The following is an 18731-nucleotide window of genomic DNA, read 5'->3' as shown; positions in this document are numbered from 1 at the left end:
TCAGGAGTAGGTGTTTATATGAAAAAGAACAGCGGAAATAAAACTCTTGCCGAGAATAGAAAGGCAAGACACGATTATTTTATAGAGGAATCAATGGAAGCTGGTATAGCTTTGGTTGGTACAGAGGTTAAATCAATAAGGGCAGGAAGGGCAAATTTGAAAGATAGTTATGCAGAGGTAAGAAATGGAGAAATATTTATCTGTAATATGCATGTTAGCCCTTATGAAAAAGGGAACGTATTTAACAGAGATCCTTTGAGAATCAGAAGACTGCTCCTTCATAAGAGAGAAATAAGCAGACTTGTCGGTTTTACAGCACAGCAGGGATATACACTTGTACCACTTGCTTTATATTTAAAGAATGGTAAGGTAAAAGTTAATTTAGCAGTAGCTAAAGGTAAAAAGAATTATGATAAGAGAGATGCAATGCTTGAAAAGGCCGCTAAAAGAGATATAGATAGACAGATGAAACAGAGATTCAGGTAGTTATAGGGTTTGTAATTTCAAGCTTAAGTTATACTCCAGCTGACATTTCCAAAGTTCGTCACGTAAAAATTTCTAGTAAGTCTAAGTTCGTATTTATAAAAATCTAAGCAGATTTTCAAAAATACTTAACTAAGACTTACTAAAAAATTTTTTAATGTGCCTACCATTTTGGAAATGTCAGCTTACGCATAAGTTAAATTTGGAATTATAAATCCTATATATAAATAAATGCCCTATATAAATATACTGGAACCATTATTGTATGTCAGCATAATTTATTAGTAAACAATATTTATATAGGGTAAAAAAATGAGTGCAACGTTAACTTCAATACATTATATTTATTTAATTTTTATAGTTATAATTATATTCGCGATGATAAAAAAGAAAGACATATCGTTGATTTGTATAATTGGAATATTCTTTCTTGGCATTGCAAGCACTGGTTCTATATATAGATCCACAATGGGTGTATTTAACAGTTTCGTATATGCGGCAAAGGAGCTTATGCCGACTATATTTATTATATCCGTTATAGTTGCGATGAGCAATGTCTTAATAGATGCAGGTATAAATGAAGAAATAGTGTCACCATTTAAGGGAGTTATAAAGAATTATTCTATAGCTTACTGGGTTATAGGTATAGTTATGATGATCTTATCGTGGTTTTTTTGGCCATCGCCTGCTGTAGCACTTATTGGTGCATTATTTCTTCCCATAGCTAAAAAAGTTGGACTTCCAGCTATGGGAGTGGCTATATCTATGAATTTATTTGGACATGGAATAGCCTTATCGAGTGATTTTGTAATTCAAGCAGCCCCTAAACTTACAGCAGATGCCGCAGGAATAGCGGTTTCAAAGGTAGTCCATGCAAGTATACCACTTACCATTATTATGGGTGTGGTCACAACTTTTGCAGCATTTTACTACATTTCTAAAGATATAAAATCTAAAAAACTCTTTGATAAAGCTGAACTTGAGGAAAAAGATGAATCCAAAAAATTACTTATTTCTTCAAGGCCTATTAGGATATTTTTGGCGGTATTGATTCTTATTGCATTTTTGGTAGATATTATTGTAATGTATTTTGCAAAATTGCAAGGTGGTGACGCGACTGCATTAATAGGTGGTACGGCTTTATTTGTTTTGAGTCTGATATCAATAGTTACTTATAAAAATAAATCCTTAGAGCAAATAACTAATAATATTGTAAAAGGACTCCAGTTTGGCTTTAAGATATTTGGTGTCGTTATACCAATAGCTGCATTTTTTTATCTTGGAGATTCTGCATTTAATGATATATTTGGCAATGTATTGCCGCATGGTTCTCAGGGTATTGTAAATGATCTTGGCATTTATTTGGCAAATGCTGTTCCTATAAATTCAATAGTAGCATCTATAACACTAACAGTTGTAGGAGCTATAACAGGTCTTGATGGATCTGGATTCTCAGGAATATCGCTCGCCGGTTCAATAGCCCATCTATTTTCCACGGCATTAGGCGGCGGTACAGCAACACTTACTGCACTTGGACAGATAGCAGGAATATGGGTAGGCGGTGGAACTATAATACCTTGGGCAGTAATACCTGTTGCAGCAATATGTGGTGTAGATCCTTTTGAACTTGCTAAAAGAAACTTGAAACCTGTTATAATAGGACTTATTGTAACCACTATTGCAGCAATGTTTTTAATATAGTTTGTGTTTCAATGAAAGCTTATAAAAGTACCTCATAGAATAGCTTTTTGGCGCTACTTTATGAGGTACTTGTTTTTATTATGTTTTTTGCCATTACTGGCTTTGCATTCAGCTATTTGCTAAAGGTATGTTTGATCTAAAAAATCATCTTCCCTGGTTTGTAACAGTCAGGCAATTCTTCTTCACTTAAAAATTTAAAGTTATCATCACGTAATATTGGTAAAAATATTTCGTATGGTATTCTAGAAAACTCACAGGCGTAATCATTGCATCCGAACCATTTACCTTCTTTGCTGCTCAAATTCAAGCCTCTTGCAAATTTTGTATAGTTAGAACAATCGTGAACTACTAGATCCCAGTTCTCTTCATCAGCTATCTTCATGAATTTCAAAGTTAATTCCCTGCTCCAAATTGGAGAAATATAGCCTAATCTTGAAATATACATATTTTCTCCATCATAATTGTATATGTTATTCTCATTTAAATGCAATTCTGCACAATTTATAAAATCGAGCTTTGTTTCTAAAATTGCATGCTTTTTCTTAAAAAATGTTTTAAAAAATTCGGGGGTCATTGGAGTTTCAATACCTACGGCTTTAATGTATTTTTTTGCTGTTTTAATATTTTCAATAACTTTGTTTGAACAGTTAGAGGCACCCAGGTTGAAACGTATCTCATCAAGACCGGCTTCACCTAATGCTTTTAATGTTTCCTCCGTAGCTGAAATACCATTTGTGTATAAATGTTGATAAACCTTAGCGTCACTAAATTTCTTTATAATTGAATAGTATTTTTCAATTTCCATAAATGGCTCTAAGTAAACATAGGCAATACCAGTGGGCTTCTGTTGAATGGAAAGAAGTAAATCAATATCTTTCTCATAAAATTTTGTGTCTCCTATTTCCCACATACCTTCCCCTATTGGAGGAATATTATCTAGTTCTCCGTAATTATAACAGAACTTACATTCTGCATTACACTTGTTCGTTTTTCTAATTGCACTCAGACCAGTCCCTAATAGACAAGAGCGACACCCTTTTGGAAATTTGCTTTCATTTCCAACAAAAAAGGTTCTGTTCTTTAGAGTTTTAAGATCTTTAATTGCTGACATCAGTATATTGTTTCTATGATCGATTGCTGCCTCAATCTGTGCAAAGGTAGCATAAATGATCTCTTGCTGCTTTGTCATAACCTCTTCATTTTCTGGTAGTATTGAAAAAAACTCAAACCATTTTAATGCATCTTTCTTTGAAATTTTCATAGTGTATCTTTATATCCTCCTCTAATTAGTGTTCCTAAAAATTTAATTCAAATCTTCCTACAATGTTTTTTAATATAATATGTCTACTTTTTCGAAAGTGACGAAATAAAATCATCTATCATAGATTGAAAGCTCTCTTCTAAATCTACTTCACCACTATGGAAATATCCAAAAGAATATAAAGAGACAAATCCATGTAGAAGACTTCTTAAAGTACGACTCTTGTGAACCAAAAGGGTTTTATCCTCAATATAAAATTCTAAAAGTTGATGAATAATATGGGTAGTTTCCTTTGCTAAACTTAATAATTCAGCATTTTCTGTGTTTGGAATACTCATAAAAAGTCCATAAGAAGTTTTGTTTTCAAAAGCAAAGTCTTTATAAACATAGGCAAATTCCTTTATTGCATCTTCGCCACTCTTACCAATTAATCTCTTCATTAATTTCAAATTCAACTTATTTAAAAGGGACACTGTCATTTCTATTTTAAGATTATCCATATTAGTGAAATGATTATATAAAGATGGATATTTTATACCTAATTTTCCAGCAATTTTTGGGAAAGTAACTTGATTAAGACCAATTTCATCGGCTAAAGAAAAGGCAACTTGAATAATTTTTTCTTTAGTTAAGTTTCGTTTCTGCATTTGTTTATCACTCCCTATAATCCAACTTTATAAGAATAGTTTAACATTATAAAATACATTTATCAAACTACAAATAATATTTTTAAAATATTTATATATTTTACAAACTATAAAATATAGTTTATAATTAAATTTGAATAATGGATATTAATTGTATTGGTAATGACATATATTATTAAGCTATACAAAGAGAAGGAGCATATTTATGAAAATGTGGAAGAAGAATTTGATAGTGTGTTGGTTTGGAATATTTGTGGCAAGTATAGGAATGAGTCAAATAGCTCCAGTCTTACCACTTTACATACAGCATCTTGGAGTTCAAGATACAGCTTCAATTACAAAACTTTCAGGAATTGCCTTTGGCATAACTTTCATAGTCTCAGCTATTTTCTCACCAATTTGGGGCAGTGCTGCTGATAAATATGGAAGAAAACCAATGATACTTAGGGCAAGCCTTGGAATGGCTATAACTATAGGTTGTATGGGATTTGCACCAAATGTATATGTACTAATAGGATTAAGATTACTTCAGGGGGCAATAACAGGTTACACTACAGCTTGTACTGCCTTAATTGCAACACAAACAGATAAGGAAAATGCAGGATATGCCTTAGGTACACTTTCAACAGCCAATATTGCAGGGTCACTTCTTGGACCAACAATTGGTGGTTTTATAGATGAAATATTTGGTTTACAAAGCGTATTTTTTATAACAGGAACATTACTTTTGATTTCATTTATTACAACTGTTTTATTTGTAAAGGAAGATTTTACTCGCAAGAATAAAAAGGTACTCAGTATAAAAGAAATATGGGATTCAGTACCAGAAAAGAACTTGACTATTACAATGTTTATAACCTTTTTTGTATTATCTATTGCATTATATTCAGTTGAGCCGATCATAACAGTATATGTCAGACAATTATCCAATAATAGTAGACATGTTGCACTTCTAGCCGGAGTTACATTTTCAGCTTCAGGACTTGCAAATATAGTTGCTGCCCCGAAACTTGGAAAGCTTTCAGATAAAATAGGTGCACATAAAGTTATATTGGTATGTCTTATAGGTGCAGGAATTATTTTTATACCACAAGCTTTTGTACGAAGTATATGGCAATTAATGGGACTTAGGTTTTTATTAGGAATAGCATCTGCGGGACTTAATCCATCTGTTAATATTATATTAAAAAAAATCACACCAGCCTCTCTCACCGGTAGAGTATTTGGTTTTAACATGACAGCAGGATATTTAGGAATATTCGGAGGTTCGCTTTTAGGTGGGCAGGTAGCAGGATATTTTGGAATGAGATATGTATTTTTTATCACAAGCGCGTTCTTACTTATTAATGCAATATGGGTTTATTTTAATGTGTATAGGAAACTATAAAGTGTATGGGTTAACTTTACTATTGATTATTACTCTGATTTGATGTATTATAGTATTCGTTAAGGATTAAGTATTTACTCAAATCAACTTACATTTGCGTTGATAACCACTGTTGAATTAAAAATTTCGAGTTGGTTATAATGTTATAGACATGGGGGCGTATTTGGCTTCGACGGGGGTAAGTTGGACTTGAGCAGCGAGTCGAAGGTTTCCGGGCCTGCGTTAAAAAACTGGGAATTAAATATAAACGCAAATAACGAAGATAATTTAGCTTTAGCAGCTTAGTCTGCTAGCCGTCCTTCCTTTGAGTCCCGCGGCTTAGGATAGGGCGTCGATAGCGGGGAAACGAGCCTCACAAAGCTTTGAGTGAGGAACGGAATTTATGAAGCTACTGAAACTGAAAGCCTGTTTGTAGGCGTTCAGCAGAGGGAAATTTAAAATACAAACTGCACTCGGAGATACTCAGGTGTTTCTACTTTCGGACAGGGGTTCGACACCCCTCGCCTCCACCATAAAACCCACGAAAATCTAAAATATTGATTTTCGTGGGTTTTCTTAGCTTATAGGAATTTAGGCATAGTGTTTATAAGAAGTCACTAGTTTTTAGGAGAGAAGATAAAAATGTAGCAGAAATTAATAGTAACAATATACTAACTGCTGACATAACATAATGTACTGGAGCGTAATTAAGGACAATTCCATATACTAATTCTCCAAATGGCATTCCACTTTTTGTAATCATTCCAACAATTGAAAACATTAGAGACATGTATTCGTCAGGAGTATTTTTTTGAATAAAGGTTTGTACTGGAACGTTGATTAACATGATAGCAACGCTTAACAAAAAAAGAATTCCTGAAAAAAATACAAAGTATAATAGTGTGCCTGTTCCAAGGGAGTATAAAATGTGTGGAAATAGTAAACTTGAAAATGCTAGCATTGTAAACATGATCAGACTGCAGCCTATCATTAGAGGTTTAGAGACTTTCTTTTCTTTCCCAAACAACAATGCAACTAAAATACTTCCAAATAGTGCTCCTAATATAAGTATCATTTGCAAATAGCCATATTTGTTCATCAGAATACGTAAGCTGAGTTTTGAAAAATAGAGGTAATACCTACAGTAAATATAGGTTGAACTATGTCATAGATAAGCAGAAAAAACGTACATAACTTACTGATTATTTTATTATCCAAAACAAATTTTATTCCTAGGGACAAATCGGATATGTAGCCTTGAACACCAGCAGCTGATTCGCGTTTAACATGCTTATACTTAATTAACATGGAGCAGCCTCCTGATAGTAAAAAAGAGGTTTCATTAATGAGAAATATATAAGTAATACCAAGCTTTTCATATAATATAACACCAAGAATAGGACTTAGCAAACCAGATAATGTTCTTAAAGAGGTAAGAGTGGAATTGGCTTGTGTAAGTTTTTTGGGAGCCACAAGTTGTGGAAGCATACCTTTTGTCGCCGGGTCAAACAGACCGTTGAGTAAAGAAACAATTACCTGCACAGTTAGCAATAAAATTAAGTTGATTTTATCAGTATATGCAGCAAAAGTAAGTCCAAGTATTGCTGCAGCGCTAGCAATATCGGTTGCCACCATTATAGTCTTCCTATTTAGCCTGTCTCCGATTACTCCAGCAAAGAGATAAGATATAAGAAGAGGCACTAAAGACAAGAAGGAGAACAATCCCACGGTAGCTGCTGAACCGCCTACATCAATTATATATAATGGGATAATTATCATTTGAATTCCTGATCCAGTATCGGATATCATCCCTCCAAGTAATAACAATATGAGATTTGTATTAGCAATTTTCTTTTCTCTTTTCATGAGTATAGTACCTCCGTTTTTGGTTTAAAAAAAGCAGCTCAAATTGGGCCGCTTATATAGTTGTACTTTAATTTTTATTGAATAATAAAATATACCATTAGGTTATAATATTTCTATATAGCCTTCAGTTCCATTTATTCTAATTCTTTGGCCATCCTTAATAAGTTTAGTAGCGTCATCTACACCTGCTACTGCAGGAAGACCATATTCTCTTGCAACAACAGCGCCGTGAGTCATCATTCCACCTATTTCTGTTACCAAGCCTTTAACAAGAACAAAGATTGGTGTCCAGCTTGGATCGGTGAATTTTGTAATTAAAATATCGCCTTCCTCTATTTTTGCTTCATCCATATTTAAAATAACTCTAGCTCGCCCTTCAACAATACCAGAAGAAACAGGTGTCCCAGCTATTGCTCCTTTTGGCATATTACCTGTATCGTATTCGCCTGAAATTATTTCTCCATCAGAAGTCATTATACGAGGTGGTGTAAATTTCCTATAAATTTTGTATTCTTCTCTTCTCTTAGTTATGATGCTGTAGTCAACATGTTTTGTTTTAACTGCTTCTTCAAGTTCATCAAAGGTTAGATAATATATATCATCTATGTCTTTGATTACATCATCTTGTTTTAAGGTTTCGGCTTCTTTGAGTAATGCCTGTTTTACGATCCAGAAATAACATATTAAAAGATATTTATTGTACTCTCTATAGCCACCAAAATTACGTAAAACACTTATGACTTTCTTTGTCTTTTTTAACTTCCTATTACCACCAGGCAGCAGCTTCAAGCGGCTTAATATTTCAGCTTCTTTTTGCCTGGCTTCAACAAGTCCTTGTTCAAATTTATCACTGTGGGCATTAGGTTCAAAATTCTTTATATTGCTTAGTATTAGTGGAACAAGAAGCATTGGGTCTTCGTTCCATCTTGTTCTGGTAATATCAATTTCTCCAGAGCAGCGCATACCATATTTTTTAAGATAATTGTGAATAGAATCGCTGACAATATTACCTCCATCTATTTTACTTAAGTCTTCAAAGAAAGTTTCTCTTTTTGCATTCTCAAGATATTCAATTACAGCTGGATACTGTCTTATTACATCTGCTACATCAAGGAGCTCTAATCCCATTTCGGAAGTAACGTTATTTGATACAGATTGAGCTAGGATATCTGCTACACTTTTTTCACCAAGCCATTTCTTCATATTTTTGTTTATCCAGTCAGAGGCATAAGATCCTGCAAAATAAGCTCCATAGACTTTAAACATAGCAGCCTTTATATCTTTCATGCCCTTTACAATGAGATCAAAGAGCTCTTCTCCAGAAATAGAAGAAAATATCTTTTCTTTATTCTTAAGCAGTAATTGATTTTCAGCTACAGATTTTTCAACAAAAGATGGATCATTTCTGAGATATTCTTTTATCATCTGAATTCCAAAAGATAGGATACCTCCTTCTACATTCAAAGATGTCTTTCCTTTAGGAAGCGATTTAAGGTATTCTTTTCGTTTTTGAAGATTTATAAGTGAACTCTTCATCAAAACATCTACCTTGTCTAAACCACTGATAAAAAGCTTTCTTGCTATTGGTGAAGCAAGATCATGGGATATATCCATATACAATCTTCCGCCTATCACAGGCATATTTGTTTGTATTCCAAATTGTTTAAAGAATATTTGGAAGAAACTTAAACCTAATGGTTTCATGGCTTCTGTCATCATTTGTCTATGAGCAAAGGATAAATAAACATGGTTTTCATTATCATTAACTTGTGGTGAAGGATATAAAGTAGTAATTGGACGACTTTGAACAACATAGAACTTATCATCATAAAGGCACCATTCAATATCCTGTGGACGACCAAAATAGGACTCAATCTTTCTAGCCATCTGCTCAAGCTGCAAAATTTGATCATCTGTCAGTGTCTGAATATTTTGGCGCTCGCCTTCAATTTCTCTTTCTTCAGTACCGCCTTCTTTTAATGCATAAATTGCAAGTTTTTTAGAAGATATTTTTTTATCAATAATTTTATTTTCCTGCACTTTATAAATATCAGAATTCACAAGTCCGGAAACCAAAGCTTCACCAAGCCCAAAGCTGGCATCAATAGATACTATCTTTCTATTAGATGTAATAGGATCAGCTGTAAACATAATTCCTGCAGCTTGAGGAAACACCATTTTTTGAATAACTACAGATAACTGAACCTTGCTATGGTCAAAGTCATTTTGCATACGGTAGATTACAGCTCTATCTGTAAATAGTGATGCCCAGCACTTACTTATATGCTTAAGAATAGAAGGTTTTCCCATAATATTTAAATACGTATCTTGTTGCCCTGCAAATGAAGCTGTTGGTAAATCCTCTGCTGTAGCACTAGAACGTACAGCATAAGCATTTCTTTCGCCAAGCTTTGAAAGATGAAAGGTTATTTCATCATCTATGTCTTTAGGAATTGTTATATCTTCAATAACTTTACGAATCTTTCCACTGATTTCACTGATTTTTTCTATATCACTAGTATTTAAAAGAGATAATTCATTTAGTAATGAATTAAATTCACTACTATTTCTAATTATCTTTTTATAGGCTTCAGTGGTAACACAAAAACCTTCTGGTACAATTATTCCATCAATTCTAGATAACTCACCAAGGTTAGCGCCCTTACCTCCAACAATTGCAAGTTTTGTTTTATCAATATATTGAAAATCAAGTACATATGGATTCATAGTTATTTTCCTCCTTAATTCAATGCATAAAGCAATTAGATAATTTTATTATTAGTCCTTATTTATTTTGATTCCTTCTTTGATTATATTAATGGCATCGATAACCTTTTTTAAATACTCATTTTCATCAAAGCCACTTTTAAAATATTCCTCCAAGGTATATGAGAAAAGCATATCCAAAACTATATCAGTATTAACTTCCTGCCTTATAAGCCCGCATTCCTTATTATGTTTTAGTTGTTTTCTATACTTTTCAATGGAAGCAGTACGAAATTTAGCAATAAATTCAGAGTTATCCATTTGCATAAGCATGCCTATCTTGGTGTATTCAGGTTTAGCTTTACCTAATTCAAGTGAATCTTTAGTTTTTTGTATAAAAGTTTCAAAAAAATCATCATCTGGATTTGAAACTCTTTCAGGGATAAGCTTTTTCTTTTGATTTGAAATTTCTTCTATCATATATAAGTAGAGGTCTTCTTTATCATTAAAGTATTGATAAAAACTTCCACGGGGTATTCCTGCTGTTTTAATAATCTGATTAATAGATGCATCACTGAAAGAACAAGTAGAAAATTCCTGTACAGCTGCATCAAAAATTCTTTGCTTTTTATCTGCATTTAAATTTTTAAAAGTATCTTTTGGCACAATATCATCTCCTCTTGAAGACATCATATCATAAGTTTTTTTACATGACAAGTATGTCACATGACATACTTGTCATGTAAAAAGTGGAATTGTTAAGGATGGATAAGAGAAGGTGAAGAATTACATCCATAAATACAGTCTAAAGATCTAGATTAGAGTTTAGAATTATTAATAACCATTCTTTTCTTAGATGGGAACAAGAGAATGGAAATTTTATCAATAATGGTGTTTCTATATATAAATAGAATAAAACTAGTCTGTAGTGATGAAGATATTATAGATCCTGGATTAGAAGTTAGATCAGGAAAATATGATACTGAATATGTAAAGGAATGTATTATTACTTTAGTAATAATACATAGATAAATTTAATTGGTGGATTTTAAAGGCCACGCTTCGCCTCCACCAATTATGTCCACACCAAAAAAATAGTAGCCCCCTGCAAAATGGATACTACTATTTTTAAAATCAAATTTAGTGATACCAGTTACCTAAGCAACTAGAACTGTATACTACAAGGTGTTAATACGCCCTATTTTTATTATGTCTATTCTTAACTTAAAATTATACAATACATATTATTAAAGTCAATATGGTTGTATATTAATAATATACAAAAGTTATATTATAATATATACATGGTAGTTACCTTTTTTAAATAATAATATTCTCAAATTTATATAAGTCAATATTCTTGTGGAGTCAAGAAATCTAAATATAGATATACGCTTTATTTTATCTTCCTATACACTCTCATATATTTTACCAATTCCATTTCCAATTTTCAAAGCGGCAGCTTCAATTCCACAAAGATCTCTATAAGCTGCTATTATATACTTCTGACCTTTTCCCATAAATTTTCTACTACATTTTATGTCAACTAACTATGATTGCTACATAGTTTGAAACGCACAGTGGATTACAACGAGATATGTGCTTAAAGATGAAAACCTCGCTTTACTTAATATACCTTTTATTGTAAACTATAGGAATAGGAAACGTATGTTATGCCAAAGGGGGAAAATCAAATGAGAAGCATAACCGTTTGGACGAAGCAAAATGAAAACGTTATTAAAGAACTTGAAGAAACCGGCAGATATGTTGTAAAAAAGGAATACATTCTCCAGGATTTAGGCGAATGTGCACCTTTGGTACTTGAAGCATATGATTGGTTGGTAGAAAATACTTTAAATGTCACTAAAAAGCCTGACGATGCGGAATATCCTGTATGGGTGTCTTTCATGAGACAAACCACTATGCTTCCTAGTACGGGAACGATTATATTGGAGCTTGCAGTGGAGCCTTCTATTATTACATCAGTTAATATCAATAAGTGGGGAGCAATTCTCAATTATTCCTATATACCCAAGGACAAGCAAGATGCAAAACGTCACCATCAGGTTCTGGAGCAATATGGCGTAAGTGATGCCAAAGCCTATATGTCTCAGTTTTATCCGCAAATTAAACGTGAGATCATTGCAAGTTGGAAACGGTTATTTGACAATTCTATTCTTCTTGGCAATAGCGAAAGCTATGGGAATATATGGGAGGTTAAAAAGGAATGGGTGACTCGAATCATACAGTAACATTTTATTCATCTCAATCAGAGATTGTAATGAATGTTCTTGAACGGGATGGTGTTTGCTTTTCCAGGCAGAAATATGTAGTGAAAAAATATGAAGAAAGTGCTCCGATTTTTGTAGCGGCGTACAGCTGGTTTATTAAGGAGGCGGGAAAGTATATTCCGAAGCCTATAGGTGCCGAATATCCTTATTGGGCTTTTATGGATTTACAAAGTATCGAAAAATCATTCGACAGCAGGATTTTGAAGTTGAGTATTCCTGTAAATGAAGCAGTATTTTTTGATATGTATGACTGGAACAAGATATTACGTCTTCAGTATATAGGTGAAACAAAAGCGGATGAGATACAGTTCCGTAAGATGATTGCTGATTATGGAGTGCGGCAGGAGAGTGATATAATTCTTACAAATTTTTATCCCGATTTAAAACGTTATATACAGGAGAGCTGGAAAAGATTGTTTCGCCATCAAGAGAAGATAAAGGCAGGAAATACTAGTGGCGTGGGAAGTGTGCAGGCTGGGTTGTGGCAGCTAAAAAAGGAATGGATATATATATGATTGTTTAGATAACTAGTATAATCAAACTTATTTATATAAAATTATTGACAAATAGAATTAAATTATATAAAATTTAATTAAGCACAATTTAGTGTGCAAGAAAGGGTAGGATAAATTATGAATATTTATGATTATACTGTGAAAGACGGAATAGGTAATGATGTCTCATTGGATAAATATAGAGGAAAAGTATTATTGATTGTAAATACAGCTACGAGATGTGGATTTACACCACAATATAAAGGACTTCAGGGTTTGTACCAGAAGTATCAATCGCGAGGATTTGAGATACTTGATTTTCCATGTAATCAGTTTGCCAGTCAGGCACCTGGAACTAATGAAGAAATTGCAAATTTTTGTGATTCTAAGTATAGAATTACTTTTAGTCAGTTTTCAAAAATTGATGTCAATGGAGAAAATGAAAATCCACTTTATACGTATTTGAAATCTCAGCAAGGTGGGGTTGCAGGAAACAAGATAAAATGGAATTTTACCAAGTTTCTTATAGATCGAAATGGTAATGTTGTTGAAAGATTTGCACCTACAACAACGCCTGAGAAAATAGATAAAAAAGTAAAAGCCCTATTATAATAATTTAGATCAGGAGGAAAATATGATGAAGATAGCAGTAAGATATTATACAAAGACAGGAAATACAAAAAAACTGGCAGATGAGATAGCAAGGACAGCAGGTGTAGAGGCAAAAACAGTAGATGAAAAACTATCAGAAGATGTAGATATACTGTTTCTTGGAAGTTCTGTATATGCTGCTGGTATAGATTATAAGGTTAAAAAGTTTATTGAAGATATAGATGTCCATGTTGGTAAAATTGTAAATTTTAGTACTGCAGCAATTGTTAAATCAACCTATTCTCAGGTAAAGAAGGTTGCAGACCAAAAGAAAATAAATGTAAGTGATAAGGAATATCACTGTAAAGGTTCATTTGGTCCTCTGCATAGGGGAAGGCCTAATACTGATGATCTAAAGAAAGTAAGTCAGTTTGCAAAATCATTCTTATAAGAAGATCAAAACAACAAAAATATTATTTGATGTATATTTATTTTTAATACTGTCAATAATAATAATATTAAAGTTGATATATATATATTCGCACAAAGAAATTAAAATGAGGAAACGTAATAAATATATTTTTAGAAACCAAGGCAAGTTCATAATTTTTTGGGTAAATCTTTAAAATATAAGAAGCGTAGTTTGGTGTTGAAATATGATATATAGCAACGGATTATAGAATATTAAGTTATAAGTGGAATAATTATAGTATCATAGTTTGAATAGATAGCATAGAATAATTAAAATCAATAACTTAAAAAAGTATTAAAGCGAGAACGTACCTATATTTGTGTAAATCAAATCTAGGTACGTTCTTTTATGTATGTAGAACTGGTAATAGTGGTAATAATAAGTATAAATAATTTTTGAGAGGAGATCTAAATATGAATGTATTAGAAATACCTGATATTGATTTTTTAATAAATTTATCTTTTGGAAAACATGTCAATATTTTATTCCCAGAAAACATTCGTATTAAGTTTTTGAAAGAAGCAAAATTTATTGTGAACAATAATTTAGATTGAAATATGACACTAAAATCTACAGTAATAGAATTTAGAATTTGCCCCCTGCCTTATGTGCATTTTTCATTATTAATGGAAAATTTTCATAATATTTAAATTCAGTTAATTAATATAACACCTGATTGTAACAATGGAATTGTATAATGAACAAACAAGATACAAGGAATGGGGTTTTATTATGAATACTGTATTAAACGAAAATTTGGAGAAGAATAGAAGTTATTATTTTGATAATTTAAAATTTGTTTTAATTGTATTTGTAGTAGTTGGACATGTAATTGAACCATTGATTGGTTCATATTCAAATATAAAGCTAATATATAGTTTTATATATTCTTTTCATATGCCTCTTTTTGTTTTTATTTCTGGTTACTTTTCTAAAGACATTATTAATAATAAAAAAATTTATTTTAAAACAAGCGGTCTTTTAATAACATATATTATATTTCAGACAATATACTCTTTATTTGATGTTTATATACTTAATGGTGCTAGTATAAAAATGTAGACACAAAAATTCGAACAATATAAAATAAAAGAAAAGGAGTGTCTACACAGTGTCAAATAGATCTAAGAGATATACAGAGGATTTCAAAAATACAATAGTTGAACTTTATAATTCGGGTAAAACCCTGAGTGAATTAAACAGCGAATATGGCGCATCTAAATCAACAATAAAATTATGGATTAAAAAGGCAGCACCAATACAGATAGATAAAAATAAAACTATTACAACAGCTGAGTATCAAAACTTAATCAAGAAAATGGCAAAGTTAGAAGAGGAGAATGAGATATTAAAAAAAGCTATGGCCATATTTGCAAAGAAAAATTAGATACAGTATACAATTTTATTAAATACAATAAAGATAACTATAGTATTAAATTAATGTGCAATATCTTCAATATTCCAAGAAGTTCTTTCTATAAAAGTTTAATAAGAAAGCAGAGTATGCGAAGCATTGAGAATAAACAGATTCAAGCTTGTATTATGAAGATTTATAACGATAGTAAAAAACGCTATGGGGCAATAAAAATAAACTATAAATTAAAACGGATCAATATAAATATAAGTCTTAAAAGAACCCAGAGGCTTATGAAAAAGTTAGGTATAAAGTCTATTGTCTGTAAAAGATTTAGACCTTTTCCTTCAAAATATAAGGTTGAAGAAAAGGAAAATATCCTTAAAAGAGATTTTAATACCAGTAGAATAAATCAAAAATGGTGTACCGATATAACATATATACACACTATAAAAGACGGCTGGTGTTATCTTGCATCCGTCATGGATCTCTACAGCAGAAAAATAATCGGTTATAGTTTCTCAAAATCTATGGATTCTAAACTTGCTGTAAATGCAGTTGACAATGCTCTTAATCTACAGAAACCGGTTGAACCACTGGTTCTCCACAGTGATCTTGGAACTCAATATACAAGCTGTGAATTTGAAAATTATCTTCTAGATACTCATTTAATAACTCACTCTTTCAGTGCCAAGGGTTGCCCTTATGACAATGCCTGCATTGAGTCATTCCATGCTTCATTAAAGAAAGAAGAGGTAAATCTTGTTAAATACTGCGATTATAATTCTGCAAAATTAGCTGTATTTCAATACATAGAATCATGGTATAACAGGATTAGAATCCATGGCTCTATAGGATATATTACCCCTCAACAATGTGAGGATAATTGCAAAAAATCTGCTTAAATATTCGATATTTTGTGTCTACTTTATTGACTTAGATCCATAAGACACCAAATTCTAAAGTTACTTTGGTATATCCATATTGGGCCATGTGGTATCTTCTTTCACTTTTTATCTGGGATATTATGTCACCTTATTTTTTGCGAATTAAACATCCCATTTTAATAGCATTATTTATTTCACTGTTATGTGGATATGATAATAATGTTGGATATTATTTAAGTTTATCAAGAACCATAGTATTTTTTCCGTATTTTTTAATGGGATATTTTTGTAAAAAATCTTATATATCCACTATAAAGAAGTATGTAAGAAAAAAATATGCTATTGTAGGTGTGTTAAGTGTTTTACTAATTTTATATATGATGAATAGTGTAATTGACTATAGATGGTTTTATGGCAGTTATTCGTATTCACAATTAAGCAGCCTTAGTTACCCAAAATATTTTATGCGTATGGCTACATATATTATGGCTGTAACAATATCTATATTTATATTAACATTGATACCAGGTAAAAAATTGTTTTTCACAAAATTAGGTTCCAGAACCATGGCTGTATATGTATTTCATGGTTTTATAGTTAAAGAATTGGTCAAATATAATTTTTTTGATCATGTAGGTTCATTACCAAGTAAGGTATTTATCATCATTTTTTCATTGCTTATTGTAATAGTACTTTCTTCTAAATTTATGAATAAAATTACTAAAATGATAAGTAACCCACCATTTTTTAATCAGATAAACCCGACTAAGATTTAATTATAATTATTTAATATATATAATATAGAATTATAATTTAATGTACAATTCTTTATAAATATTGAATATTACCTTTTATTATGTTAATATTATTAAAAATAATTATAGCTTATAATTCCGGTTGAACAAATTTTTATTTGATTTCAAGAGATTATGACTTTTAGGGTGGAAAGTCCTTATGGGCTTTCTTTTTTTGTTTTTATTTATATGATCAAATGTTTTTGAAATTATATTTGTCTTAAGGTTAGGAGGACATATATGGAGAGTGTGTTGTTAAACATATCATTGATTCTTATATTTACTAAAATAGGAGGTATAATCAGTAAAAAATTTAAAATGCCTGAAGTTCTGGGAGCATTAATTGCTGGAGTAATACTTGGTCCAGTTATGTTAAATATCATGCAATATGATGACAATATGAAATTATTATCAAATATTGGAGTTATTATGCTTATGTTTCTTGCGGGACTTGAAACAAATGTAGAAGAATTTAAAAAGGCGGGGGTTTCTTCATTTATGATTGCAGTAGCAGGTATAATTTTACCCTTTATTTTAGGAACTATAGGTGCCTATTTGTTTTTTGACAATTTATTAGAAAATGTATTTGTAGGTGTTATTTTAACTGCAACCAGTGTAAGCATTACAGTAGAAACCCTTAAAGAACTTGGAAAACTTAATACGAAGTCAGGTATAAATATTTTAGGTGCAGCAGTTATAGATGATATTTTGGGACTCGTACTTATATCTGTAGTTCTTGCAGTATTTGAGACACAAAATATAAGTAAAGGAAGTAATGGATTTACTTCAATTATATATGTACTTGTAAAAATAACTTTATTTTGCCTTGTTTCTGCAGCGGGAGTATTATATATGCCTAAACTTTCTAAAAGGTTCAAGAGATATCTAAAGCCGGGAAAGGAATTACTTACTTTTTCAATAGCTTTTACCATGTTAATGGCTTATATAGCTGAAATATCAGGAATAGCAGCTGTCACCGGTGCATATATGTGTGGACTCATGCTTACGTCACTTGATTATAAGGAATATTTAGAAAGAAACATTAAGGCAATTTCATCTGGTTTTTTGTCCCCCATATTTTTTGCTAGTGTGGGAATTGAAGCAAATTTAAGTGGAATAAATTTGAAGGTTATATTTATTACTTTAGTTATGTTTGTTATAGCTGTAATAGGAAAATTAATAGGCTGTGGTGCTGCTGCAAGATTATTAAAGATGAGCAAAAGCGAAGCATTTCAAATTGGAGCAGGTATGATCTCAAGAGGTGAAGTTGCAATAATTACAGCTAACATAGGATTGCAAAAAGGAATAATTTCAGAAGAAGTATTTCTTCCAACTATTATAGTTGTTATACTTACAACTATGCTCACACCTATTTTGCTAAAGGTATCATTTTCGCACAAGGTTGAAAAGGAAATATGAGTGTATATGGTTGTCACATCGAAGGTTAATTTCCCTTCCTGACATAACAAATAAATTTTCACTTTTAGTCATTAAATAACTTTATGATGAATAAATTATTAGCATAAGAATTATAAGGAGGAGATAAAGTGAAAAAAAGTTTAAATGTTATGCCTAAAGACGAGTTAGACGTAGCTTATGTCAGACAGGGAAAGGAAGAAAGAAAAATCTTAGGTGAAGTTGAGGAAAAGAGGGACAAGTACACAAAACATTTTCTAAAAGAGGATCTAACGTTTGAATCAGCTATCTATGGTGAGCCGATTCATTAGTTGAGTTCCCTTATGTATATCCAGATATAGATTTACGGTACAAGCTTAAATCCAATATTCTTAAAGAAAATATTATAGTAAGAGAAGAGAT

Annotated in this window: 20 protein-coding genes, 1 other RNA gene and 1 other annotated feature; of the genes, 15 read left to right on the top strand and 6 right to left on the bottom strand. The window is 31.5% G+C overall.

All coding sequences use genetic code 11. The annotated features are described in order from the left end of the window. The first annotated feature begins 18 nt into the window (after positions 1-18). Positions 19-486, top strand: coding sequence for an SsrA-binding protein SmpB (gene smpB, locus D4Z93_RS12055; protein WP_119973839.1), 468 nt, complete (start codon positions 19-21; stop codon positions 484-486). 309 nt (positions 487-795) lie between these two features. Further along, positions 796-2184 carry a hypothetical protein gene (locus D4Z93_RS12050; RefSeq protein ID WP_119973838.1) on the top strand — a complete coding sequence of 463 codons (1389 nt, stop codon included), beginning with the start codon at positions 796-798 and terminating at the stop codon, positions 2182-2184. Positions 2185-2320: 136 nt separating this feature from the next. Here D4Z93_RS12050 and D4Z93_RS12045 read toward each other — a convergent pair whose 3' ends face one another. Both D4Z93_RS12045 and D4Z93_RS12040 read right to left on the bottom strand, forming a co-directional pair. Next, positions 2321-3445, bottom strand: a complete 1125-nt coding sequence (locus tag D4Z93_RS12045; protein ID WP_119973836.1) for a radical SAM protein — start codon at positions 3443-3445, stop codon at positions 2321-2323. Positions 3446-3528: 83 nt separating this feature from the next. Next, positions 3529-4092 (bottom strand): TetR/AcrR family transcriptional regulator, encoded by a 564-nt coding sequence (locus D4Z93_RS12040; protein WP_119973834.1) that lies wholly within the window; start codon positions 4090-4092, stop codon positions 3529-3531. Positions 4093-4297: 205 nt separating this feature from the next. Here D4Z93_RS12040 and D4Z93_RS12035 point away from each other — a divergent pair, with 205 nt between their 5' ends. Both D4Z93_RS12035 and ssrA read left to right on the top strand, forming a co-directional pair. Continuing rightward, a complete protein-coding gene (locus D4Z93_RS12035) occupies positions 4298-5479 on the top strand; it encodes a multidrug efflux MFS transporter (RefSeq protein WP_119973832.1) in 1182 nt (393 codons plus the stop codon). Between the two features lie 153 nt (positions 5480-5632). Further along, positions 5633-5991: a transfer-messenger RNA gene (gene ssrA / locus D4Z93_RS12030) on the top strand. 71 nt (positions 5992-6062) lie between these two features. On the opposite strand, the gene D4Z93_RS13560 is transcribed toward ssrA, so the two are convergent. The 4 genes from D4Z93_RS13560 to D4Z93_RS12015 all read right to left on the bottom strand — a co-directional run bounded on the left by D4Z93_RS13560 (position 6063) and on the right by D4Z93_RS12015 (position 10696). Further along, positions 6063-6533: an MFS transporter gene (locus D4Z93_RS13560; RefSeq protein WP_243105952.1), complete on the bottom strand. Its 471-nt coding sequence runs from the start codon at positions 6531-6533 to the stop codon at positions 6063-6065. A gap of 23 nt (positions 6534-6556) precedes the next feature. Next, complete coding sequence (locus D4Z93_RS13555; RefSeq protein WP_243105951.1) at positions 6557-7324, bottom strand: MFS transporter; 768 nt, start codon at positions 7322-7324, stop codon at positions 6557-6559. A 102-nt stretch (positions 7325-7426) separates the two neighbouring features. Next, a complete protein-coding gene (gene ppsA, locus D4Z93_RS12020) occupies positions 7427-10051 on the bottom strand; it encodes a phosphoenolpyruvate synthase (RefSeq protein WP_119973830.1) in 2625 nt (874 codons plus the stop codon). A 51-nt stretch (positions 10052-10102) separates the two neighbouring features. Next, entirely contained in the window at positions 10103-10696 is a 594-nt protein-coding gene (locus D4Z93_RS12015) for a TetR/AcrR family transcriptional regulator (protein WP_243105950.1), read from the bottom strand. 204 nt (positions 10697-10900) lie between these two features. Between D4Z93_RS12015 and D4Z93_RS13255 the strand changes: the two genes are divergently transcribed. The 11 genes from D4Z93_RS13255 (at position 10901) to D4Z93_RS11970 (ending at position 18640) form a co-directional block, all read left to right on the top strand. After that, positions 10901-11062: a hypothetical protein gene (locus D4Z93_RS13255; RefSeq protein ID WP_162920307.1), complete on the top strand. Its 162-nt coding sequence runs from the start codon at positions 10901-10903 to the stop codon at positions 11060-11062. A gap of 662 nt (positions 11063-11724) precedes the next feature. Next, positions 11725-12282 carry a DUF3841 domain-containing protein gene (locus D4Z93_RS12010; RefSeq protein ID WP_119973826.1) on the top strand — a complete coding sequence of 186 codons (558 nt, stop codon included), beginning with the start codon at positions 11725-11727 and terminating at the stop codon, positions 12280-12282. Beyond that, the gene (locus D4Z93_RS12005) at positions 12258-12836 is read left to right on the top strand and encodes a DUF3841 domain-containing protein (protein ID WP_119973824.1); all 579 of its coding nucleotides are present in this window, start codon (positions 12258-12260) and stop codon (positions 12834-12836) included. Before D4Z93_RS12010 ends, D4Z93_RS12005 begins: the two co-directional genes overlap by 25 nt. A 117-nt stretch (positions 12837-12953) precedes the next feature. Continuing rightward, on the top strand, positions 12954-13427 hold the full coding sequence (locus tag D4Z93_RS12000) for a glutathione peroxidase (protein WP_119973822.1): 474 nt from the start codon (positions 12954-12956) through the stop codon (positions 13425-13427). A gap of 22 nt (positions 13428-13449) precedes the next feature. Further along, positions 13450-13857: a flavodoxin domain-containing protein gene (locus D4Z93_RS11995; RefSeq protein WP_243105949.1), complete on the top strand. Its 408-nt coding sequence runs from the start codon at positions 13450-13452 to the stop codon at positions 13855-13857. 434 nt (positions 13858-14291) lie between these two features. Further along, positions 14292-14432 (top strand): hypothetical protein, encoded by a 141-nt coding sequence (locus D4Z93_RS13250; protein ID WP_162920306.1) that lies wholly within the window; start codon positions 14292-14294, stop codon positions 14430-14432. 178 nt (positions 14433-14610) lie between these two features. Beyond that, on the top strand, positions 14611-14940 hold the full coding sequence (locus D4Z93_RS11990) for an acyltransferase family protein (protein WP_119973818.1): 330 nt from the start codon (positions 14611-14613) through the stop codon (positions 14938-14940). Between the two features lie 49 nt (positions 14941-14989). Continuing rightward, positions 14990-16137, top strand: a protein-coding gene (locus tag D4Z93_RS11985; RefSeq protein WP_243105948.1) for an IS3 family transposase whose coding sequence is annotated in 2 segments (ribosomal slippage) — positions 14990-15236 and positions 15236-16137 — 1149 coding nt in all. Because the reading frame shifts where the segments join, the coding sequence is not laid out codon by codon here. A gap of 65 nt (positions 16138-16202) precedes the next feature. Then, entirely contained in the window at positions 16203-16895 is a 693-nt protein-coding gene (locus tag D4Z93_RS13550) for an acyltransferase family protein (RefSeq protein ID WP_341466772.1), read from the top strand. Positions 16896-17014: 119 nt separating this feature from the next. Beyond that, positions 17015-17070 (top strand) — a sequence feature (sodium ion sensor (DUF1646 type); this cis-regulatory element may regulate processes involved in with the transportation of sodium ions). 83 nt (positions 17071-17153) lie between these two features. Then, positions 17154-18332 carry a cation:proton antiporter gene (locus D4Z93_RS11975; protein ID WP_119973817.1) on the top strand — a complete coding sequence of 393 codons (1179 nt, stop codon included), beginning with the start codon at positions 17154-17156 and terminating at the stop codon, positions 18330-18332. A gap of 128 nt (positions 18333-18460) precedes the next feature. Next, a complete protein-coding gene (locus D4Z93_RS11970; protein WP_119973815.1) occupies positions 18461-18640 on the top strand; it encodes a hypothetical protein in 180 nt (59 codons plus the stop codon). Positions 18641-18731: the final 91 nt, after the last annotated feature.

The sequence above is a fragment of the Clostridium fermenticellae genome (assembly GCF_003600355.1).
Lineage (GTDB): Bacteria > Bacillota > Clostridia > Clostridiales > Clostridiaceae > Clostridium_AV > Clostridium_AV fermenticellae.
Note: the sequence above shows the minus strand (reverse complement) of the source record. Positions and strands in the feature narration are given on the sequence as shown.